General features: G+C 70.4%; 22 protein-coding genes. 13 read left to right on the forward strand and 9 right to left on the reverse strand.

Annotation, left to right across the window (positions count from 1 at the left end; translation table 11 throughout):
- Window positions 1-185 precede the first annotated feature (185 nt).
- Window positions 186-1,238 carry a chitinase gene (locus PV343_RS30235; protein WP_319150221.1) on the forward strand — a complete coding sequence of 351 codons (1,053 nt, stop codon included), beginning with the start codon at window positions 186-188 and terminating at the stop codon, window positions 1,236-1,238.
- Window positions 1,239-1,444: 206 nt separating this feature from the next.
- Complete coding sequence (locus tag PV343_RS30240) at window positions 1,445-2,560, forward strand: endonuclease/exonuclease/phosphatase family protein (protein WP_319150222.1); 1,116 nt, start codon at window positions 1,445-1,447, stop codon at window positions 2,558-2,560.
- A 57-nt stretch (window positions 2,561-2,617) separates the two neighbouring features.
- On the opposite strand, the gene PV343_RS30245 is transcribed toward PV343_RS30240, so the two are convergent.
- Complete coding sequence (locus PV343_RS30245) at window positions 2,618-4,000, reverse strand: glycine--tRNA ligase (protein ID WP_319150223.1); 1,383 nt, start codon at window positions 3,998-4,000, stop codon at window positions 2,618-2,620.
- Window positions 4,001-4,160: 160 nt separating this feature from the next.
- Between PV343_RS30245 and PV343_RS30250 the strand changes: the two genes are divergently transcribed.
- The 4 genes from PV343_RS30250 to PV343_RS30265 are packed head-to-tail and all read left to right on the forward strand — an operon-like array spanning window position 4,161 to window position 7,283.
- Window positions 4,161-5,120, forward strand: coding sequence for a metal ABC transporter substrate-binding protein (locus PV343_RS30250; RefSeq protein WP_319150224.1), 960 nt, complete (start codon window positions 4,161-4,163; stop codon window positions 5,118-5,120).
- 17 nt (window positions 5,121-5,137) lie between these two features.
- On the forward strand, window positions 5,138-5,908 hold the full coding sequence (locus tag PV343_RS30255) for a metal ABC transporter ATP-binding protein (protein WP_387949902.1): 771 nt from the start codon (window positions 5,138-5,140) through the stop codon (window positions 5,906-5,908).
- Complete coding sequence (locus tag PV343_RS30260; RefSeq protein WP_020939870.1) at window positions 5,908-6,810, forward strand: metal ABC transporter permease; 903 nt, start codon at window positions 5,908-5,910, stop codon at window positions 6,808-6,810. The genes PV343_RS30255 and PV343_RS30260 overlap by 1 nt, the downstream gene beginning before the upstream one ends.
- A gap of 59 nt (window positions 6,811-6,869) precedes the next feature.
- Window positions 6,870-7,283 (forward strand): Fur family transcriptional regulator, encoded by a 414-nt coding sequence (locus tag PV343_RS30265; protein ID WP_043475479.1) that lies wholly within the window; start codon window positions 6,870-6,872, stop codon window positions 7,281-7,283.
- Between the two features lie 36 nt (window positions 7,284-7,319).
- Here the strand turns inward: PV343_RS30265 and PV343_RS30270 are convergent, their stop codons facing one another.
- The 3 genes from PV343_RS30270 to PV343_RS30280 all read right to left on the reverse strand — a co-directional run bounded on the left by PV343_RS30270 (window position 7,320) and on the right by PV343_RS30280 (window position 9,264).
- Complete coding sequence (locus PV343_RS30270; RefSeq protein ID WP_319150226.1) at window positions 7,320-8,168, reverse strand: isoprenyl transferase; 849 nt, start codon at window positions 8,166-8,168, stop codon at window positions 7,320-7,322.
- Window positions 8,169-8,196: 28 nt separating this feature from the next.
- Window positions 8,197-8,943 carry a DNA repair protein RecO gene (recO, locus tag PV343_RS30275; protein ID WP_319150227.1) on the reverse strand — a complete coding sequence of 249 codons (747 nt, stop codon included), beginning with the start codon at window positions 8,941-8,943 and terminating at the stop codon, window positions 8,197-8,199.
- 99 nt (window positions 8,944-9,042) lie between these two features.
- Window positions 9,043-9,264, reverse strand: coding sequence for a hypothetical protein (locus PV343_RS30280; RefSeq protein WP_319150228.1), 222 nt, complete (start codon window positions 9,262-9,264; stop codon window positions 9,043-9,045).
- A 447-nt stretch (window positions 9,265-9,711) separates the two neighbouring features.
- On the opposite strand from PV343_RS30280, the gene PV343_RS30285 reads away from it, so the two are divergent.
- From PV343_RS30285 to PV343_RS30305, 5 genes are read left to right on the forward strand one after another with little or no spacing between them, the layout of a single operon-like run.
- A complete protein-coding gene (locus PV343_RS30285; RefSeq protein ID WP_319150229.1) occupies window positions 9,712-11,355 on the forward strand; it encodes an ABC transporter substrate-binding protein in 1,644 nt (547 codons plus the stop codon).
- Window positions 11,356-11,359: 4 nt separating this feature from the next.
- Window positions 11,360-12,316, forward strand: a complete 957-nt coding sequence (locus PV343_RS30290) for an ABC transporter permease (RefSeq protein WP_319150230.1) — start codon at window positions 11,360-11,362, stop codon at window positions 12,314-12,316.
- The gene (locus PV343_RS30295; protein WP_319150231.1) at window positions 12,316-14,316 is read left to right on the forward strand and encodes a dipeptide/oligopeptide/nickel ABC transporter permease/ATP-binding protein; all 2,001 of its coding nucleotides are present in this window, start codon (window positions 12,316-12,318) and stop codon (window positions 14,314-14,316) included. Before PV343_RS30290 ends, PV343_RS30295 begins: the two co-directional genes overlap by 1 nt.
- A complete protein-coding gene (locus tag PV343_RS30300; protein ID WP_319150232.1) occupies window positions 14,313-15,392 on the forward strand; it encodes an ABC transporter ATP-binding protein in 1,080 nt (359 codons plus the stop codon). Before PV343_RS30295 ends, PV343_RS30300 begins: the two co-directional genes overlap by 4 nt.
- The gene (locus tag PV343_RS30305; protein WP_319150233.1) at window positions 15,393-16,319 is read left to right on the forward strand and encodes a dihydrodipicolinate synthase family protein; all 927 of its coding nucleotides are present in this window, start codon (window positions 15,393-15,395) and stop codon (window positions 16,317-16,319) included.
- A gap of 33 nt (window positions 16,320-16,352) precedes the next feature.
- Here the strand turns inward: PV343_RS30305 and PV343_RS30310 are convergent, their stop codons facing one another.
- Genes PV343_RS30310 through PV343_RS30320 form a run of 3 tightly spaced genes read right to left on the reverse strand, consistent with a single transcriptional unit; the run spans window position 16,353 to window position 17,628 of the window.
- Window positions 16,353-16,565, reverse strand: coding sequence for a hypothetical protein (locus tag PV343_RS30310; protein ID WP_319150234.1), 213 nt, complete (start codon window positions 16,563-16,565; stop codon window positions 16,353-16,355).
- A 3-nt stretch (window positions 16,566-16,568) separates the two neighbouring features.
- Window positions 16,569-16,769 (reverse strand): DUF397 domain-containing protein, encoded by a 201-nt coding sequence (locus PV343_RS30315; RefSeq protein ID WP_319150235.1) that lies wholly within the window; start codon window positions 16,767-16,769, stop codon window positions 16,569-16,571.
- Between the two features lie 7 nt (window positions 16,770-16,776).
- Window positions 16,777-17,628, reverse strand: a complete 852-nt coding sequence (locus PV343_RS30320) for a helix-turn-helix domain-containing protein (protein WP_319150236.1) — start codon at window positions 17,626-17,628, stop codon at window positions 16,777-16,779.
- 202 nt (window positions 17,629-17,830) lie between these two features.
- Between PV343_RS30320 and PV343_RS30325 the strand changes: the two genes are divergently transcribed.
- Both PV343_RS30325 and PV343_RS30330 read left to right on the forward strand, forming a co-directional pair.
- Entirely contained in the window at window positions 17,831-18,238 is a 408-nt protein-coding gene (locus PV343_RS30325; protein WP_319150237.1) for an ATP-binding protein, read from the forward strand.
- A complete protein-coding gene (locus PV343_RS30330; RefSeq protein ID WP_319150238.1) occupies window positions 18,238-19,146 on the forward strand; it encodes a hypothetical protein in 909 nt (302 codons plus the stop codon). The genes PV343_RS30325 and PV343_RS30330 overlap by 1 nt, the downstream gene beginning before the upstream one ends.
- A gap of 32 nt (window positions 19,147-19,178) precedes the next feature.
- Here the strand turns inward: PV343_RS30330 and PV343_RS30335 are convergent, their stop codons facing one another.
- Complete coding sequence (locus PV343_RS30335) at window positions 19,179-20,432, reverse strand: DUF1266 domain-containing protein (protein WP_415923525.1); 1,254 nt, start codon at window positions 20,430-20,432, stop codon at window positions 19,179-19,181.
- A 442-nt stretch (window positions 20,433-20,874) separates the two neighbouring features.
- Window positions 20,875-21,243, reverse strand: coding sequence for a hypothetical protein (locus PV343_RS30340; protein WP_319150240.1), 369 nt, complete (start codon window positions 21,241-21,243; stop codon window positions 20,875-20,877).
- Window positions 21,244-21,247 lie beyond the last annotated feature (4 nt).

Here is a 21,247-nt window from a genome sequence, read left to right on the forward strand (position 1 = left end):
CAATATCTGTCATCTGTCATTTGTCAGCCGCCATCCGCCCGCAGGGCACCTTGCGCCCGCATCACGCACCCCGGAGGGCGACTTGGTCCAGACCTATTGACGAGAGGTCTGGACCACCTGCACTGTCGAAGCAGCGCACTGTCATGCCTACGTCACCTCACCGCACCCCCACCGGGAGGCCCCGCATGCTCCGCCGCACGCTGCGTCTGCTCACCGCCGCGCTCACCACGGCCGTCCTCGCCCCGCTCGCCGTCGCCACCGCCCCCGCCGCCTCTGCCGCCGACACCTGCGCCGTGAAGCCGCGCCCGGCGGGCAAGGTGCTCCAGGGCTACTGGGAGAACTGGGACGGCTCCGCCAACGGCGTCCACCCGCCCTTCGGCTGGACCCCGATCACCGACTCCCGGCTGGCCGCCCACGGCTACAACGTGATCAACGCGGCCTTCCCGGTCATCCGCTCGGACGGGACGGCGCTGTGGGAGGACGGCATGGACAGCGGCGTGAAGGTGGCCACGCCCGCCGAGATGTGCGCGGCCAAGGCGTCCGGCCAGACGATCCTGCTGTCCATCGGCGGCGCGGCGGCCGGCATCGACCTCTCCTCCAGCGCGGTCGCCGACCGGTTCGTCGCGACCATCGTCCCGATCCTGCAGAAGTACAACTTCGACGGCATCGACATCGACATCGAGACCGGCCTCGTGGGCAGCGGCAGCATCACCCAACTGTCCACGTCCCAGGCCAATCTGATCCGCATCATCGACGGCGTCCTGGCCCGGATGCCGGCCGGCTTCGGCCTGACGATGGCGCCGGAGACCGCTTACGTGACCGGCGGCAGCATCACCTACGGCTCCATCTGGGGCGCCTACCTGCCGATCGTGAGGAAGTACGCGGACAACGGGCGGCTGTGGTGGCTGAACATGCAGTACTACAACGGCAGCATGTACGGCTGCTCCGGCGACTCGTACTCGGCGGGCACGATGCAGGGCTTCACCGCGCAGACCGACTGCCTCGCCAAGGGCCTCGTCGTGCAGGGCACGACCGTGAAGGTGCCCTACGACAAGCAGGTGCCCGGCCTGCCCGCCCAGCCCGGCGCGGGCGGCGGCTACCTGTCCCCCTCCCTGGTGTCCCAGGCGTGGAAGCACTACGGCGGCGCCCTCAAGGGCCTGATGACGTGGTCGGCCAACTGGGACGGTTCGAAGAACTGGACCTTCGGCGACAACGTCCGGACGCTGCAGGGACGTTGACCGTGCGGCCGGGGCGCGGGCGGCGACCCCCCGCGCCCCGGTCCATCCTCCCCTGACGCGAGGTCAGCACCGGTTCCCCGCTCCGGGCCCGTTCCGTTGGACACCGCTGCGTGGTGCCCGGAGAATGGGAACTGTCGGCGAGCAGTCCTCAGGCGGCGCCTGCCGCCGGCCCCGCGGTGCTCTCGCGCCGCCGGAGGAGGCCCGCCATGAGCGTCCGTATCGCCACCTTCAACATGGAGAACGTGTTCCGCCGGCCCACGGCCTTCCGCCTCGCGGATACGGCGAAGCGCGAGGAAGTCCTCGGTGACTTCGCCAAGTTGGTCACCCTCCTGGACCTGCCGGTGTATCAGGAGGGCGACAAGAAGGAGATCGCCCGGATCATCGAGAAGCACCGGGCGTACGCCATCGACCCGCAGGACCCTCCGCCGATCTACGTCAACCAGTCCCGTCCCGGCAAGGGCTCCGGGCTGTTCCGGACGTCCGGGACCGGGAAGAACACCAAGGTCGAGGTCACCGCGGACGGCCGTACCGGGTGGGCCGGCTGGGCCGAGTTGGGGCAGGACGACCTCGACCTGGACGTCGTGCGCAACACCGGCCGGGTGGTCTCGGAGGTCGACGCCGACATCCTGCTCACCGTGGAGGTCGAGGACCGGCTCACCCTGGAGCGCTTCAACACCCAGGTGCTGGCCGGGGCGCTCGGCAGACGCCCGTACCCGTACAACCTGCTGATCGACGGCAACGACCCCCGGGGCATCGACATCGGGATCCTCAGCCGCCACCCGATCACGTCCGTGCGGACGCACCTCTTCGACACCGACCCGGAGCACCCCGACGAGCGCCTCTTCAGCCGGGACTGCCCCGCGTTCGAGATCCGGCTCGACGGGTCGCCCCTGGTGGTCCTCGGCAACCACCTCAAGAGCAAGTTCAACGACGACCCGGAGCTGCGGCTGGCCCAGGCGAGGCGGGTCGCGGAGATCTACCGCGCCGCCTCGGAGCGCACCCCGCACGTCCTGGTCGCCGGAGACCTCAACGACGACCCGACCAGCGCGGCGGCCGAGGAGCTGCGGGACACCGGGCTGCGGGACGTCATGAGCCACCCGTCCTACCACGGCGAGCCCGGCACCCACGGGGACTGCCGCAGCGAGCGCGACAAGATCGACTACGTGCTGCTGCCTCCGTCGCTCTGGCCTCAGGTGCAGCACGTCGGGCTGGAGACCCGGGGACTCTTCGCGCCGCCTGGCATCAAGTCGTTCGACACCGTCACGTCGAAGACCGACGCGGCGTCCGACCACGCGGCGCTCTACGTGGACCTGGACCTCTGAGACACGACGGTGCCGGGCCCCCGCCCTGCGGGAGCCCGGCACCAATGAGGCCGTGGGTCAGGCGCCGATCAGGCGGCTGGCCAGGTAGCCCTCGATCTGGTCGAGCGAGACGCGCTCCTGCTTCATCGAGTCACGCTCGCGGACGGTGACCGCGTTGTCCTCGAGCGTGTCGAAGTCGACGGTCACGCAGAACGGCGTGCCGATCTCGTCCTGGCGGCGGTAGCGGCGGCCGATGGCGCCGGCGTCGTCGAACTCGATGTTCCAGTGCTGGCGCAGCGCCTGGGCGAGGCCCTTGGCCTTCGGGGACAGCTCCGGGTTGCGGGACAGCGGGAGCACCGCCACCTTCACCGGGGCGAGCCGGTGGTCGAGGCGCAGCACGGTGCGCTTCTCCATCTTGCCCTTGGCGTTGGGCGCCTCGTCCTCGACGTAGGCGTCGAGCAGGAAGGCCAGCATGGTGCGGCCGACACCCGCCGCCGGCTCGATGACGTACGGCGTCCAGCGCTCCTGGGCTTCCTGGTCGAAGTAGGAGAGGTCCTGGCCGGAGGCCTTGGAGTGGGCGCCGAGGTCGTAGTCGGTGCGGTTGGCGACGCCCTCGAGCTCGCCCCACTCGCTGCCGCCGAACTGGAAGCGGTACTCGATGTCGGCGGTGCGCTTGGAGTAGTGGGAGAGCTTCTCCTTCGGGTGCTCGTACCAGCGCATGTTCTCGGTACGCAGGCCGAGGCCCGTGTACCAGTTCCAGCGCTGCTCCATCCAGTACTCCTGCCACTTCTCGTCCTCGCCCGGCTTGACGAAGAACTCCATCTCCATCTGCTCGAACTCGCGGGTGCGGAAGATGAAGTTGCCGGGCGTGATCTCGTTGCGGAAGGACTTGCCCATCTGGGCGATGCCGAACGGCGGCTTGCGGCGCGAGGTGCTCTGCACCTGGGCGAAGTTGGTGAAGATGCCCTGGGCGGTCTCCGGGCGCAGGTAGGCGACCGAGCCGCTGTCCTGGGTCGGGCCGAGGTGCGTCGACAGCAGACCGGAGAACTGCTTGGGCTCGGTGAACTGGCCCTTGTTGCCGCAGTTCGGGCAGTTGATGTCGGCGAGGCCGTTCGCCGGGGCGTGGCCCTTCTTCTCCTCGTAGGCCTCTTCCAGGTGGTCCGCGCGGAACCGCTTGTGACACGAGGTGCACTCGGTCAGCGGGTCCGTGAAGGTGGCGACGTGGCCGGAGGCGACCCAGACCTCGGGGGCCAGGATGACGGACGAGTCGATACCGACCACGTCCTCGCGCGACGTCACCATGTAACGCCACCACTGGCGCTTGATGTTCTCCTTGAGCTCGACACCCAGCGGTCCGTAGTCCCAGGCGGCACGCTGGCCGCCGTAGATCTCACTGCAGGGGAAAACGAAGCCACGGCGCTTGCTCAGGCTGACGATGGTGTCGATCTTGTCGGCGGCCACGGTGCTCTCTTCATTACGACGACGGGCGTTGAAGCGAGATGCTTCCAGCGAATGATTCAGGTTACCGGCGCAGGCTCCCCCACGGCCAAATCGGCCCCCGTCTACAGGCTCCCACAGGCGTTGTTGACAACGGTTTCCATGTTTGTTGAAAATGACTGTCATGAACGTAAGTCGACGCCTCATACCCCGGTCCGCGCTCGCCGCCGCCCTCGCGCTCGGCCTGGCAGCGCTGACCGCGTGCTCCACCGACGGCGTCGCGGGGGGCAACACGAGCAGGTTCGACGTCGTCGCGTCGTTCTACCCGATGGCCTTCCTCGCCGAGCGGATCGGCGGCGACCACGTCCACGTCACCACGCTCACCACCCCGGGGCAGGAACCGCACGACCTGGAGATCAGCCCCCGGCAGATCGCCCTGCTCGAGGAGTCCGACGCGGTCCTCTACCTGAAGAACCTCCAGCCCTCCGTCGACGACGCGGTGGCCCAGTCCCCGGTCGGCACGAAGATCGACGCCGCCTCGCTGACCACCCTGGAGCAGCACGGCAGCGAAGTCGGCGGGCACGCGGCCGCGCACGACACCCACGAGGACGCCGAGACACCCGGCAAGGACCCGCACATCTGGCTCGACCCGGTGCGCTACGCCCAGGTCGCCGAGGGTGTCGGCAAGGCCTTCGAGAAGGCCGACCCCCATCACGCGGCCGACTACCGGAGGAACACCGCCGCCCTGGTCAAGCGTCTTGACGACCTGAACACCCGCTTCCAGGACGGCCTCGGGCACACGCGGACCAGGGTCTTCATCACCACGCACGCCGCCTTCGGCTACCTCGCCGAGCGCTACGGCCTCACCGAGGAGGCCATCAACGGCCTCGACCCCGAGTCGGAGCCCAGCGCAGCGCGCGTGCGGGACCTGGCGGAGATGGCCAAGAGCGACGGCGTCTCCACCGTCTTCTACGAGACGCTCGTCAGCGACCGGACGGCGAAGACCGTCGCGGGCGACTCGGGCCTGCGGACCGACGTGCTGGACCCGATCGAGGGGATCACGGCGAAGTCCCGCGGCAAGGACTACTTCGCGGTCCAGGAAGCGAACCTGAGGGCGCTCCAGCGGGCCCTGGGCGCCAAGTGACCGGCAGGGAGGACGAGATCATGGGCGAACCCGTCATAGCGATGCGCAAGGTGACCGCGGAGCTCGGCTCGCGGCCGGTGCTGCGCGGCATCGACCTGACCGTGCGCGCCGGCGAGGTCGTCGCGCTGCTCGGCGCGAACGGCTCCGGCAAGTCGACGGCCGTGCGCACCCTCATCGGCCAGGTGCCGGCCGGCTCCGGCGCGATCGAGCTGTTCGGCACCCCGCGCCGGAGCTTCCGGGACTGGGCCCGCGTGGGGTACGTGCCCCAGCGCACCAGCGCCGCCGGCGGGGTCCCGGCCACGGTGGCCGAGATCGTCGCCTCGGGGCGGCTGGCCCGCACCCGCTTCCGCTTCTTCCGCGGTGCCGACCGGGAGGCCGTGCACCGGGCGCTGGACATGGTCGGCATGGCGGACCGCGCCAAGGACCCGGTCACCGCGCTCTCCGGCGGCCAGCACCAGCGGGTACTGATCGCCCGCGCCCTGGTCTCCGAACCCGAGCTGCTGATCATGGACGAGCCGATGGCCGGCGTCGACCTGGCCAGCCAGGAGGTGCTGGCCGCCACCCTGCGCGAGCAGGTCGCCCGGGGCACCACCGTCCTGGTCGTCCTGCACGAACTGGGCCCGCTGGAGCCGCTGATCGACCGTGCGGTCGTCCTGCGCGACGGTTGCGTGCTGCACGACGGCCCGCCTCCGCGCGCGGTCGGTCAGCACGCCCTGCCCGGCCACGACCATGTGCATCCGCACGCACCCGCGGGCGCCGAACCGATCCGCACGGGACTGCTGAGCTGATGGAACTCCTGAACTACGCCTTCATGCAGCGGGCGCTGCTCGCCGCCGTCCTGGTCGGCATCACCGCGCCCGCCATCGGCATCTACCTGGTCCAGCGCCGCCAGCCGCTGATGGGCGACGGCATCGGGCACGTGGCGATGACCGGCGTCGGCCTCGGCTTCCTGCTGCACGCCTCGCCGGTGTGGATGGCCACGGCCGTCTCCGTCCTCGGCTCGGTCCTGATGGAGCTGATCCGCTGGTACGGCAGGACGCGCGGCGACATCGCCCTCGCCATGCTCTTCTACGGCGGCATGGCCGGCGGCGTGATGTTCGTGAACATCGCACCGGGCGGCTCCACCGCCAACCTGACGTCGTACCTGTTCGGCTCGCTGTCGACGGTCGCGCCCTCCGACGTGACCGCGATCATGGTGCTCGCCGCGTTCGTGGTCGTCGTCACCCTCGGCCTGCGCCGCCAGCTGTTCGCGGTCAGCCAGGACGAGGAGTTCGCGCGGGTCACCGGGCTGCCGGTGCGCGCCCTGAACCTGCTCACCGCGGTCACCGCGGCCGTCACGGTCACGGTCGCCATGCGGGTGGTCGGCCTGATCCTGGTCTCCGCGCTCATGGTCGTGCCGGTCGCCGCCGCGCAGCAGCTCACCCGGAGCTTCGCCGCGACCTTCGCGATCGCCGTCGCCCTCGGCGTCACGGTGTCGATCGGCGGCACGGTGACCTCGTTCTACCAGGACGTCCCGCCGGGCGCGACGATCGTCCTGCTGACCATCGGAGCGTTCGGCGTGCTCAGCGCCCTGGCCACGCCCCTGGCCCGGCGACGCGCCCGCGCGGCCGCCGCGGCCCGGCCCGCGGGCGACCCCGCCGAGTGCTCGATTCCGGCCACGCGGGAGGCCGGCGACGGGGTCGGCGTCTGACCGCCGGCAGGCCGGGCTGGCACAATGGCCCGGGCAGGCGCAGACGTGAGGAGACGACGGTGACGACCGCTGGACCGCCCGTGAGGGGCCGCTCCACCCGGCAGCGTGCGGCCGTGGCGGCGGCGCTCGACGAGGTCGACGAGTTCCGCAGCGCGCAGGAGCTGCACGACATGCTCAGGCACAAGGGCGATTCCGTCGGGCTGACCACGGTCTACCGCACCCTGCAGTCCCTCGCCGACGCCGGCGAGGTAGACGTCCTGCGCACCTCCGAGGGCGAGTCCGTCTACCGCCGGTGCTCCACCGGCGAGCACCACCACCACCTCGTCTGCCGCTCCTGCGGCAAGGCGGTCGAGGTGGAGGGCCCCGCGGTGGAGAAGTGGGCCGAGGCGATCGCGGCGGAGCACGGCTTCGTCAACGTGGCGCACACGGTGGAGATCTTCGGCACGTGCGCGGAGTGCGCGGCCGGGCGCTGACCGCGCCACCGGCGCCCGGGGAGCGTCACGAAGGGCCTACGAAGGGTCGTTGCCCTTCATGGCGGCCTCCATGGCGATGAGCTCCTCGTTCGGGACCGCACCGCCGAAGCGCCGGTCGCGGGAGGCGAACTCGACGCAGGCCCGCCACAGGTCGCGGCGGTCGAAGTCCGGCCACAGCACGTCCTGGAAGACCATCTCGGCGTACGCGCTCTGCCAGAGCAGGTAGTTGGAGGTGCGCTGTTCGCCGCTGGGGCGCAGGAACAGGTCGACGTCCGGCATGTCCGGGTAGTACAGGTACTTCTGGAGCGTCTTCTCGTTGACCTTGGACGGGTCGAGGCGGCCCGCCTTCACGTCCTCCGCGAGCGCCTGCGCGGCGTCGGCGATCTCCGCCCGGCCGCCGTAGTTCATGCAGAAGTACAGGGTGAGCAGGTCGTTGTCCTTGGTCTGCTCCTGGGCGACCTGGAGCTCCTTGGCGACCGACTTCCACAGCTTGGGCATCCGGCCGACCCAGCGCACCCGGATCCCCAGCGCGTCGAGCTGGTCGCGGGTCTTGCGGATGAAGTCGCGGTTGAAGTTCATCAGGAAGCGGACCTCGTCGGGCGAGCGCTTCCAGTTCTCGGTGGAGAAGGCGTACAGGGAGATGTTGCGGACGCCGACCTCGATGGAGCCCTGGAGCACGTCGAGGACGCGCTCGGCGCCGACCTTGTGGCCCTCGGTGCGGGGCAGCCCGCGCTCCTTGGCCCAGCGGCCGTTGCCGTCCATGACGATCGCCACGTGGTTCGGGACCAGCTCGCCCGGGAGCTTCGGCGCGCGGGCGCCGGACGGGTGCGGCTCCGGCGACCTGTACTCGCGGCGCTGGCGCCCCAGGATCCCGCGTACGACCATGAGCTTCTCGTCTCCCTCTGCTTGCGTGCTACTTCTCGACGTACCTGAGCGAGCGCAGCCCGCGCTCCAGGTGCCAGTGCAGGTAGGCGGACACCAGCCCGCTGCCCTCCCGGACGTGGCGCGCCTCGGACGCGTCCGCCGTCTCCCAGTCTCCCGTAAGCAGGGCACCGAGCAGTACCAGGGTCTGCGGGGAGGGTACGACGCAGCCGGGCACCCGGCAGTCGACACAGAGCGAGCCGCCGGAGGCGACGGAGAAGAACCGGTTCGGTCCGGGCATGCCGCACTTCGCGCAGTCGCCGAAGCTGGGCGCGTAGCCGTTGACGGCGAGGGAGCGCAGCAGGAAGGCGTCCAGGACGAGGTGGGGGGCGTGCTCGCCGCGGGCGAGGGTCCGCAGGGCGCCGACGAGCAGCAGGTACTGCTGGACGGCGGGTTCGCCCTCGTGGTCGGTGAACCGCTCGGCGGTCTCCAGCATGGCGGTGCCGGCCGTGTACCGGGCGTAGTCGGTCACGATCCCGCCGCCGTACGGCGCGATGGTCTCGCTCTGGGTGCACAGCGGCAGCCCGCGCCCGATCAGCTCGCTGCCGCGCGCGAAGAACTGCACGTCGACGTGGGAGAACGGTTCGAGCCTGGCCCCGAACTTCGACTTGGTGCGCCGCACGCCCCGGGCCACCGCGCGTACCCGCCCGTGACCGCGGGTGAGCATGGTGATGATCCGGTCCGCCTCGCCCAGCTTCTGGGTGCGCAGCACGATGCCGTCGTCGCGGAACAGACTCATGGGCCCATTCTCCCGTACGGATCCCCCGTCCGGGGCCGGGGTGGCGGATACCACGGATGCCGTCCCGGCTTCCTTCAGGTGGCCTCGTCGCCGCTTCCCTCAGGAGAACTCGTCGCCGCGCGCGCCGTCGTGGCCGGTGACCGCTCTGAGGCGCTCGGCGGGGGTGGCGCTGCGGACGGTGCCGGGGTCGCAGTCCCACTCCCTGCCCCCGCCGTACGGCCGTAACTGTACGTAAGGCCCCTCGTGCCCCATGACGACACCCAGCCTCCCGGTGCTGGTGTCGACGGCGCAGGTGCCGAGCGGCGGCTGCGCGGGCTTCATCGGGGCGCCGCCCCTGGGCCGGCGGCGACGGTCGCCCGTGCCGGCGAGATCCGCGGTTCCCTCAAGGTGTCCTCCGCCTCTTCGGCGTCCGGCGCCGGGTGTCGCGCCGAACCGGTGGTTCCCCTTTCCTCTCCGGTCTCCTCCGTTTTCACTCTTCGTGTCCCCTCGATGGCTCTGCGCGCCTACACTCGGGGACACGTGTGCCCCGGCGCACGCGACCGGGGAGAGGAGCGAGGGGCCGCGCCCCGCCCTCCGGCGCCGCGCCCCGCGCCCGTCCGGGCCGCCCCGGGCGGCTGGGCCATTCGTGTGTGCTCCCTTGACCGCCCCCGGCGGCGCTCCTATGGTCACGCTGACCGATCGGACGTAGGACGTCGTATGTCCTCCCTCGTGCGTCTCCCTAGCACCCCATCGCCCTCCCTTCCCCTCCCCGACCTCGCTGGAGGAACCGTGCGCGACGACGTGACCGACGACGGGCCGGACAGGCCGGCGGCGCGCCGCCGGTCGTTCCTGAAGTACACGGGAGCGCTGGGCGCGGCGGCCGCCCTGCCGCCGGTGCTGGCGGGCTGCTCCGCGGGCCCGCAGTCCACGAACGACACCGGGGGCGAGGGCAGCGGCAAGGACCGCACCCTGACCGCGGTGATCGGGTACGGCAACGACGGGAGCTGGGACCCGACGCAGACCGCGTCCGCGTTCGCCATGGCCGCCAACAACCACGTCTACGAGGGGCTGCTCGACACCGACCCCATCTCCCGGACTCCCTACCCGGCGCTCGCCACCGAGCTGCCGAAGGACCCGAACGCCACCACCTGGCGGTTCACGCTGCGCTCCGGCGCGACCTTCCACGACGGCAAGCCGGTCACCGCGGACGACGTCGTCTTCGTCTTCGACCGGATCCTCGACCCGGGCACCCAGACCCTCGCCAAGGGCTTCTTCGTGAGCTGGCTGAAGGAGGCCAGGAAGGTCGACGCCCGGACCGTCGAGCTGCGCCTGAGGTTCCCGTTCCCGGACGGGCTCGCCCGGCTCACCCTGGCCAAGGTCATGCCCCAGCACGTGTTCTCCCGGCCGGGCGCCTGGGACGACGCGATCAAGGGGCTGGCGGTGGGCTCGGGACCGTACCGGCAGACCGCGCACCACCCGAAGTCGAACACCACCTTCGAGGCGTTCGCCGCCTACAACGGCCCGCGCAGGCCCGCCTTCAAGCGGATGAACTGGCTGACGATCGTGGACGCCGCCCCGCGCGTGGCGAGGATCTCCGGGTCGGGCGCGGGCGCGCAGATCGCCGACAACATCCCGTACGCCAACGTCGCGCGGCTGGAGCAGGGCGGGCTGAAGGTCGCGGGCGGTGCCGGGATGAACAACCTGTTCCTGATGTTCAACACCCGGCACAAGCCCTTCGACGACGTGCGGGTGCGGCAGGCGCTGCACCACGCCATCGACACCGAGAAGATGGTGCGGGTCGCGCTGAAGGGGCACGGGAAGCCGGCGACCTCGTTCCTGGACGAGGGGAACCCCGGCTACCGGCGGGCCAGGACCGTCTACGACCACGACCCCGAGAAGGCCAGGGCGCTGCTGAAGGCCGCCGGGGTCAAGGGCCTGAAGATCGAGATCCTCGCCGTGAACGTGAGCTGGATCGTGGACTGCCTGCCGACCGTCAAGTCGTCCTGGGACGCGATCGGCGTGGAGACCACCCTGGCGCCGCAGGAGACCACGGCCGTGTTCACCAAGATGGACCAGAAGCAGGACTACCAGGTGGTCGCGGCCGCCTCCAACCCCAACCAGTTCGGCCTCGACGCCGACCTGATCATGCACTACAACTACGGGCCCGAGAACCTCTGGATGCGGTACACCCGCTGGGCCGACCACCCCGTCGCCAAGGCGTTGTTCCGGGACATGGACCGGGCGACCCGGGAGCCGGACCCGGCGCGGAAGAAGACGATGATCCAGGACTACATCGACGTCGTCGCCGAACAGGCCGTCCTCTACCCGGTCGTCCACAACGAGCTGATGACCGCCTGGGACCCGCGCGCGCTCAGCGGGATAAGGCCACAGCCCTACCCGGGCCTCAACCTCCTGCAGGCGCGGTGGGCCTGACGACATGACGGCGGTCGTACGGATCCTGCTCCGCCGCGTCGCCCTGCTGGTGCCGCTGCTGCTCGGGATCGTGCTGTTCGTGTTCCTGGTGATGCGGTTCTCGGACGTCGACCCGGCGTCCGCGTTCTTCCAGGGCGCCAGCCCCACCCCGGGGCAACTGCACGAGTTCCGGGAGCGCAACGGCCTGCTGGACCCGTTGCCGGTGCGCTACGTCCACTTCGTCGGCGACCTGCTCCACGGCGACCTCGGTACCAGCGCGCTGACCCGGGCACCGGTCGCCGACCAGATCACCACCGCGCTGCCGCTCACCCTCCAGCTGACCTTCCTCGGCCTCGGCATCGCGGTGGTGCTGGCCCTGGCCGGCGGGGTCACGGCGGCCGTCCACCGGGACCGGCTGCCCGACCAGCTCATCCGGGTCGTCTCCCTCGTCGGCGTGGCGGCACCCGGATTCTGGCTGGCGCTGCTGATGATCCAGTACCTGGCGGTGGACCGGGGCTGGTTCCCGACCGGCGGCTACGTCAATCCGGCCGACTCCGTCACCGGCTGGCTGAAGACCATGGCGCTGCCCGCCTTCGCCCTCTCGCTGCCGGTGGCCGCCCAGCTCACCCGGATCGTGCGGACGTCGGTGGTGGAGGAACTGGACAAGGACTACGTCCGCACGGCGATCGGCAGCGGGCTGCCGCCCCGGGTGGTCGTCGGCCGCAACGTGCTGCGCAACGCGCTCGTCAACCCGCTGACGGTGCTCGGGCTGCGGGTCGGCTACCTGCTCGGCGGCGCGGTCGTCATCGAGACGATCTTCTCGCTGCCCGGCATGGGCAAGCTGATGATCGACGCCGTGCAGAACGGCGACCCGGCCGTGGTCCAGGGGGTCGTGCTGACCACGGCCACCGGGTTCGTCGTCGTCAACCTCGTCATCGACATCCTCTACCTGCTCGTCAACCCACGTCTGAGGGCGGCCTGATGGACACGCGCGCGAGCCTCGCCGGGCGGCTCTCCCGACCCGGAGTCCGGCTCCGGGGGTGGCGCCGGCTCCCGCCCGTGTCGAAGGTCGCCGTCTGCTTCCTCGGCCTGGTCCTCCTGGTCGCCGTTCTCGCCCCGGTGCTCGCCCCGGACGACCCGCTCGACCAGCAGGACCCGGCCGGCGGCACCGGGCACCCGTCCGCCGCGCACTGGATGGGTCAGGACAGCCTCGGCCGGGACGTCCTCAGCAGGCTGATGTACGGCGCCCGCTGGTCGCTGGCGATCGGGCTGGGCGCGACCGCACTCGCACTGGTCGCCGGCGCGCTGCTCGGGGCGCTCGCGGCGACCTCCCGCAAGGCCGTCGACGAGACGCTGATGCGCTGCCTGGACGTGGTGATGGCGTTCCCCGGCATCGCGCTCGCCGCCGTGCTCGTCGCCGTCTTCGGCGGCGGGATCGGCGTGCTGATCTACGCGATCGCGTTCCTGTTCACCCCGCCCGTGGCCCGGGTGGTGCGGGCGAACGTGCTCGACCAGTACGGCGAGGACTACGTGACCGCGGAACGGGTGATCGGCGCCCGCACCCCGCACATCGTGCTGCGGCACGTGGCCGTCAACTGCGCCGCGCCCGTGCTGGTGTTCTGCACGGTGCAGGTCGCCGAGGCGATCGTCTTCGAGGCGTCGCTGTCCTTCATCGGCGCGGGCGTGCGGCCCCCGGACCCGTCCTGGGGCAGTGTCATCGCCGACGGCAAGAACATGGTGCTGACCGGCGGCTGGTGGGCGACCGTCTTCCCCGGGGCGCTGATCCTGCTCACCGTCCTGGCCCTGAACGTCCTCTCCGAGGGCGTCTCGGACGCGTGGGCGGCACCGGCCGCCCGGGAGGTGGAGGCGCGAGGGGACCTGGCACGAGGGGACCGCCTGGAGACACCGGAGCCCGGCACCGGCGAGGTGCTCCCGCTGCCGGGCCTCGCCGAGGCCGCCCTGCGGCTGCGCTCCCGGGCCCGCACCCGGTCCGCGCCCGACGGGACCGACGGCCCGCCGGTGCTCGCGGTGGAGAGCCTGGCCATCGGGTTCTCCGGCCGGCACCGGGGCGTGGACATCGTGGACGGCGTCAGCTTCGAGGTGTACCCCGGTGAAGTGCTGGGCCTGGTCGGCGAGTCGGGCTGCGGCAAGTCGCTGACCGCGCTCACGGTCATGGGACTCCAGCCGCGGACGGCCCGGGTCACCGGCCAGGTGCGCTTCCGGCAGCGGGACCTGCTCGCGGAGCCGATGCGGGTACGGCGGCGGCTGCTCGGCCACGAGATGGCGATGGTCTACCAGGACGCGCTGTCCTCGCTGAACCCGGCGATGACCGTCAGAGCCCAGCTGAAGCAGCTCGTACGGCGCGGCGGCCGCCGTGGCCCGCGCGAACTGCTGTCGCTGGTCGGGCTGGACCCCGAGCGCACCCTGCGCAGCTATCCGCACGAACTCTCCGGCGGTCAGCGCCAGCGCGTCCTGATCGCCATGGCCCTCTCCCGCGACCCCCGGCTGATCGTCGCCGACGAGCCGACCACCGCCCTGGACGTGACCGTGCAGGCGCAGGTGATGGAGCTGCTGCTGCGGCTGCGCGAGGAGCTGGGGTTCGCGCTCGTGCTGGTCTCGCACGACCTGGCGCTGGTCGCCGACGTCACCGACCGGGTGGCGGTCATGTACGGCGGGCAGATCGTGGAGACCGGGGTGACCGCCGACCTGGTGGCCGCACCAGCCCACCACTACACCCGCGGCCTGCTCGGCAGCGTGCTCTCGCTGGAGTCCGCCGAGGAGCGGCTGACGCAGATCAGGGGCGTCGTACCGGCCCCGGCGGACTTCCCGGCGGGCTGCCGCTTCGCCGACCGCTGCCCGCTCGCCACCGAGGTCTGCCACACCACCGCGCCCGTCCTCACGGGCACGCCCACGCACACAGCCGCCTGCCACCACCCGGCGGTGGAGCTGACGTCGACGGAGAGCGAGGAGGCACTGCAGTGAGCGCTGTCGTCGAAGTCAGGGACGCCCATGTCGTCCACAAGGCGCGCGGCGGCGGCCTGTTCACCCGCGACCGGGTGTACGCGCTGACCGGCGCGGATCTCGCCGTCGCGCCCGGTGAGACGGTCGGCGTGGTCGGCGAGTCGGGGTGCGGGAAGTCGACGCTGGCGAAGGTACTGGTGGGCATCCAGCGGCCGACCGCCGGGACGGTGTCCTTCCGGGGCCGCGACCTATGGTCGATGCCGCCGGCCGAGCGCCGCGCGGTGGTCGGCGCGGGCACCGGCATGATCTTCCAGGACCCGTCGACGGCCCTGAACCGCCGGCTGACGGTACGGCGGATCCTGCGCGACCCGCTGGACGTCCACGGCCGCGGCACCAGGGCCGCCCGCGAGGAGCGGGTCAGGGAGCTGATGGCCCTGGTCGGTCTCCCCCGGGCGGTCGCCGACGCCCTGCCCGGGCAGCTCTCCGGCGGCCAGCGCCAGCGCGTCGCCATCGCCCGCGCCCTCGCCCTGGACCCCGGCCTGGTGGTGGCCGACGAGCCGACCAGCGCCCTGGACGTCTCGGTCCGCGCCCAGATCCTCAACCTCCTGCTGGACCTCGGCGAACGCCTGGGCCTGGCCCTGGTGTTCGTCTCGCACGACATCCAGACGGTACGGCGGATGAGCGACCGGGTGATCACCATGTACCTCGGCCGGATCGTGGAGGAGACCCCGGCGGACCGGGTCACCGCGCCGCCGGGGCGGACGACGGGACCGGGATCCGCGGGGATGCGGACCCGGCACCCGTACACCCGGGCCCTGTTCTCCGCCACGCCCGGTCTGCTGGAGCCCGTCGACCCGATCCCGCTGACCGGCCCGGTGCCCTCGGCGACCCGCCCGCCGAGCGGCTGCCCGTTCCGCACCCGCTGCTGGAAGGCCGACGAGGTGTGCGCCGCCGCGATGCCGGATTTCTCGGCCGCGTCACGCCCGGGACACCGCTACCGCTGCCACCATCCTGTGGAGGAGGACCAGCCGAACCCTGCCCAGCCGACCCTTGCCCGGTCGCCCCGTGCCCGGGGCCCAGCCCGTCAGGAGCCCTGAATGAGCCTGCCCGCCCCGCTGACCGGTGTCGTCCCGCCCGTCTGCACGCCCCTCACACCGGAGCGCGAGGTGGACGTGCCCTCGCTGCTCGCGCTGGTCGACCACCTGGTGGCGGGCGGGGTGCACGGCCTGTTCCTGCTGGGCTCGAGTTCGGAGGCGGCCTTCCTGACCGACCGGCAGCGCCGGCAGGTGGTGGAGGCGGTGGTGGCCCACGTCGCCGGAGAGCTGCCGGTCATCGCCGGGGCCATCGACATGACCACCCCGCGCGTCCTCGACCACGTCTCGGCGGTCACCGCGGCCGGCGCCCGGGCCGTCGTCGTCACGGCCCCCTTCTACGCCCGCACCCACCCGTCCGAGATCGTCCACCACTACCGCCGGATCGCGGCCGCGAGCCCGGTCCCGGTGATCGCCTACGACATCCCGTCCGCCGTGCACACCAAGCTCCCCGCCGAGGTGGTGCTCGGCCTGGCGGCCGACGGCGTACTGGCGGGTCTGAAGGACTCCAGCGGCGACCTGGCCGCCTTCCGCGAGATCGTCACCGGCGCCCGCGCCCATCCCGGCTTCAGCGTCCTGACCGGCTCCGAGCTGCTGGTCGACTCCGCGCTGGCCCTCGGCGCCGACGGCGCGGTCCCCGGCCTCGCCAACGTGGACCCGCACGGCTACGTCCGCCTGCACCGCCTGTGCCGGTCCGGCGACTGGGAGGCCGCCCGCGCCGAACAGGAGCGGCTGTGCGCCCTGTTCGGCATCGTCGGGGTCGGCGCCCCGGAGCGCATGGGCACCAGCTCGTCCGCACTGGGCGCCTTCAAGGCGGCGCTGCACCTGCGCGGCGTCATCGCCTGCGCGGCGACGGCGGAGCCGCAGGTGCCGTTGTCGGGGGACGAGGTGGCGAGGGTGGGGAAGTTCTTGGCGGGGGCGGGGTTGCTCTAGTGCTCCAGCGGTTGGCAGTGAGCCCGGATTCACTCACCGTGCGATAGGGCGATAAGCGAGAGCTTGTTCGATTACCTCGTCCGCTGTGAGCGGAGGGTCGGAGTAGTAGATCAGGTCCGACACCCGCGGATGGAGCACGCTCGCCCTGAGGCTGCCCAGAAGACGGTCCTCCGCCTCTTCCGGGAGGTTCGCGTCAATGAGCTGCTGAACGATGCGAACGAGCTCTTCGCGCGACTTCTTCTGCACGATTCACCGCCCCTCGGACCGCTGCCCCTTCAGGGCTTCCAGGAAGGGGGCGAAGGCTCGCGGCGGAAAGGAGAGCATCCCTCTGGCGGGGGCCTTCGAGTCGCGGACTGCTATCCGCAGATGGCGGGCGGCTATCTCCACGCAGGCGTTGCCGTCGCCGCCGCCGGAGTAGGACGACTTGCGCCACTGATCACGGTTGGCCATGAGCGCCTCACAGCTCCTTTGACAGCCTGTGGATGAGGTCGCGCGATCCCTGAGGATCAAGCGACACCGCCTGCAGTCTACGGAAGTGCGTTCGAAACACACCCAGTTGTGCCGCAGAGTCGACGAAGACCGTGCCATGAGGTCCATCGCGCACGACGGTGTCGAGTCTCGGCACGGCACCACCCACATACGTCATGGCGGCACCGACGTCGTTGAAGTGCTCGAGCTCGAAGGGGATCACGCGCACAGAGACGTGGTCCGCCTCGGAAAGCTCCAGGACGCGCGTGAGCTGAGCACGTGAGGCGGCGCGGCTGCCGACCATGATGCGCAGCGCCGCTTCGTGGACCAAGGCGTCGTACGGGGTCGGCCGCTCCCGTTCGAGGATGGTCCGCCGCCGCATCCGGTGCCGAACGCGCAGCTCCAACTCCTCCTCGGGCAGTTCGGGAACCCGGGACGAGAAGAGCGCCCGCGCGTAGTCCTCCGTCTGGAGAAGCCCGGGGATGTACAGGAATTCCACGTCCCAGCGGTACGCGGCGTGGTGCTCCAGCTCAGACAGGTCCAGGAACGACGTCGGGAGGAGTCCTCGGTACTCCTCCCACCACCCCTGCGTCCGAGCGACGGTCATCGCGGCCAGGGCGTCCACCAGCTCCGTGTCGGTGCAGGCGTACTGGGCCGCGATCCGCCGCAAGCGCACCTTGCTGACACCAGCGAGGCCGGCCTCGATCTGGCTGACCTGCGCGGAGTCGGTCCCCAGCAACGCGGCGGCCTCTCGCCCTTTGAGCCCCGCGGCCTCACGAAGTCTCCGCAGCTCGGCGCCGAGGCGCTGCTGACGTGCACTCGCCTGCTGCCTGCGCGGCATGGCCCCTCCTGAGGTTGCCAACTGCACGGAAGGAGTGACTCGTTCAGGCGGAGATTACGACAACGACTTGCACGGGACCAAATTTGGCCCCTACGTTCGGTGACATAAAGCGCACGCAGCGGAAGCGCACCGCTCCGCCCTGCCAAGGCGGGCGCGGCAATGCCACCGCACCGAAATCTCACCTTCTGAACGGAGTTGCCGCATGTCGGAGACATGGGACTACACCCTCTACATCCCCAACGATCTGAGAGCCGTGACGGTGTGCCGCCGCACCCTGCGCATGGTCCTGACGCTGCACGGCCTGATCCGGCTCGTCGACACCGCGGAGCTCCTGGCGACGGAACTGATCTCGAACGCGGTACGGCACACGAAGGGGCCGGCCGCGCTCAGGGTTCGCCGTACGGCACAGGGGTTGGTGTGGATCGGGGCCTGGGACACGGACCCCGGACCGCCACAGCCGCCCCAGCCGTTGGACCAGATCTCCGAACTGGCCGAGGACGGACGCGGTCTTGCCCTGATCCGGGCCTGCGCGGACTACTGGGGCTGGCAGCCGTCGGGCCGGTTCGGGGACCGCGGCAAGTACGTGTGGTGCGAGCTGGAGGCGGTGTGATGGTCGGCTCGCCCCACGAGGCACTGCACCGGATCTTCCAGAAGGACCCGGCGCTGCTGACCCGAGCGTTACAGCGGGTGCTGCACGTGCCGTTCCCCGAACCGAGGGAGATCGCGGCGATGAACGTGGACCTCACGGAGATCGAACCGGTCGAGCGCCGTGTGGACACGCTGCTGCGGGCGGAGACGGACGAGGGCACGTACCTCTTGGTCGTCGAGTCACAGGGCAAGGCGGACGACCGAAAACGCGGCAGCTGGCCCTACTACCTCTCCTACCTGTACGAGAAGTACCGCTGCGAGCCGGTCCTGATCGTGATCACCCAGAGCAGCGCCACGGCCCGCTGGGCGTCCCGCCCCATCCGGCTCGGCTTCCCCGGCTGGCACTCGCTGACCGTACGGCCCCTCGTGCTCGGCCCGGACAACGTGCCGGTGATCACGGACGAGCGCCAGGCCGAACGGGACGTACCTCTTGCGGTGCTCTCGGCGATGACACACGGACGCGGCCCCCAGGCCGCCGCCATACTGGAATCCCTGGCCTCCGCCCTGAGGACTATCGACCCTGACAACGCCGCCGTCTTCGTGCAGTTCATCGACTCGTGCCTGACCGACCCCCAGGCGAAGCAGATGTGGAGGAACCTGATGACAGCGATCCAGTACTTCTGGCGCCACCCGCTGGCCGAGCAGGTGCGGGAGGAGGGGCGTGAACAAGGCTTGGAGGAGGGACTGGAGCAGGGCCGGATCGAAACCAAGGCCGAGATGGTCCTCCGCATCCTGCAGTGGCGCGGAGTTCAGGTGCCGGACGAGGTCCGCGAACGGGTAGCGGCGTGCGCGGACCTGGACCAGCTCGAGATCTGGGCCCAGCGGGCGGTGCACGCCACGGACACGTCGGAGCTGTTCGCCGAGGAGTGACAGCAGGACTGGACTCACCCCTGGCGAGACGGCTACCGAAAGGGAAGGTTGAGCCAGGGGCTGCCGGGGTCGGACATCAGGATCCGGTGGGCGTCGACCATGTCCTGGTACCAGTCGCCGAACTCCTCCTCATCGAAGTGAAGGCACCGTCCGAGGATGTAGGCGGCGGAGAAGTCCTGCCACGACCTGTAGGAGTGCGAGGCCACTCGGCCCGCCTGTACGACGGCGTACTCGGCCTCCTCCAGCGTGCCGAACCGGGCCCCGAGGCCCCACCGGGCCATCTTCGAGGCCCGCCCGAGGTCCCACGCGTCGACTGACGAGACGTACGCCCCCTCGCCGAGCACGCCGTCGGCACGCATGCGAGCTTCATAGCGGGTGATACGCCCGATGAGCCGCTGAACTCCCTCGATCTGCGCCACGATCTCGGGCTCGGGCCGAGGATCCGTTCGGGTGACACCGTCTCCGGTGACCACGACCGACCCCTCGGATTTCGAGCGGATGACGTTGGCTGCGGCCTGTCGCCAGTACCCCGGGTCGACGTGCCCACCGAAGTCCCGGGCGATGGTGCGGCGCAGCCCGAGGGCGAAGTCCCAGACCGAGCTGTGCTGCTCGCAGGCAAGGAGGTCGCGGAGGTAGTGCTGCCACTCCTCGCGGGTGGTGATGCCCCACCACTCGCGAAGCCGCTTCCGCTCGTTTATGTATCCCGTCCCGTGCCAGCCCATGGCATTCCATACGGACCCGTTGCTGACGCACAGGAGCGCTCCGCAGGCGAGGCCGTGGGCGACAGATCCCTGAAGTGGGCCACCCACCCGGAGAGTGAGCAGCCTGTGGCGGCCACCGAGGGGGCGACCGGGCCGATGATGCTGAGCCCACGCCCCGGAATGAGGTGGGGCCGCCGGGAGGAACGCCTCACAGGGGCTGCCCGGATTGACCACGATCCACGCGGGACGCCCCGGCTTCCACGCATCGGCGAGCCACCCGAGGCTGTGGATGCCGAACACCCGATGCGGTTCGGGAGCGGGCAGCATGCCCACGGTGTACACCGCCCAGACGGGACCGCCGACACGCGGATCGTGCCCGAAAACCGAGTACGTCGTGCTGGGGTCGGTATCCGCCCTGTCCCGCGATATCTCGTGGTACAGCGGTTCCCGTGCCAGCCTGTCGAAGTACGCGGCCCAGTCCTCACGCAACTTGTAGTCGAGCAACGCCTGCTCGATTTCGGTGGGCGGGACCCAGGCAGGGGGCACGACGTTTCCGTAGGCGGCAGGCGGAGCGCCGGGTGACATGGACGGAAACCCCTATCTCTTAAGTGTTCACAAAACGGGCGAGTAGCAGTAATGACTCTACCGCAAAGGATCATCCGCGAAAGGCATACCGTACGAACCCCACCGGAGCTCATAGTCGCATTTTTCTTCGCCGAAATGATCACACAGTCCGCGATCAGGGGTGCCGACGCCTCTCTGACCCACCCGCCCACAGCCCAGGCAGATCACTGCCGCGAAAGACGCAGAAGAAGTCGTCCTCACGCACGATGTTGTGCTGCTGGCAGACAGGACAGCGCCGGAAGACCACCTCATGGGTGAAGCCGGGCGGACGGCTGAGGCCTGCGCGGTCGAGGCCAGCCGCTCACAGTGACGTCGCTCACGACACAGAGGCCGCAGGCGCCGACGGGGACGAGCCGGTGGCCTCGGTTGCATTCGAACTCCACCCCGCCAATCAACCCTATTCCTACGGGACTGTAGCTTCCTGAAGGCTCGCGATGATGAGTTCCAAATCCGAAAAGGCTTTTCGGCAGAATTCTTCATCGTGGGCACTGATCGAGCTGACCGCGTTTGCAAAGGCTGGATTATCGAGGCCTTGAGCCTCCTGCAAGATTCGACTCGGAAACAGCAGCCAGTTTCGGCTTGTTCTGTCGAACGTCCACTCCACTTGAGTTGACAGCTTTTCCACTACAGCTTGGATGAGCAGCGCAACATTCACATTGGATACCACAAAGCGCCATCCCATATAAGGCACCTGGCGGTACCCATAAACTGCATTGTATTCCGTGGGCAATTTAAACCAGGCGAGATCACCAAACCTGCTCAGCGCCTGCATCGCT

Origin of the sequence: Streptomyces sp. WI03-4A (genome assembly GCF_033792105.1) — a bacterium.
Classification (GTDB): Bacteria; Actinomycetota; Actinomycetes; order Streptomycetales; family Streptomycetaceae; genus Streptomyces; species Streptomyces collinus_A.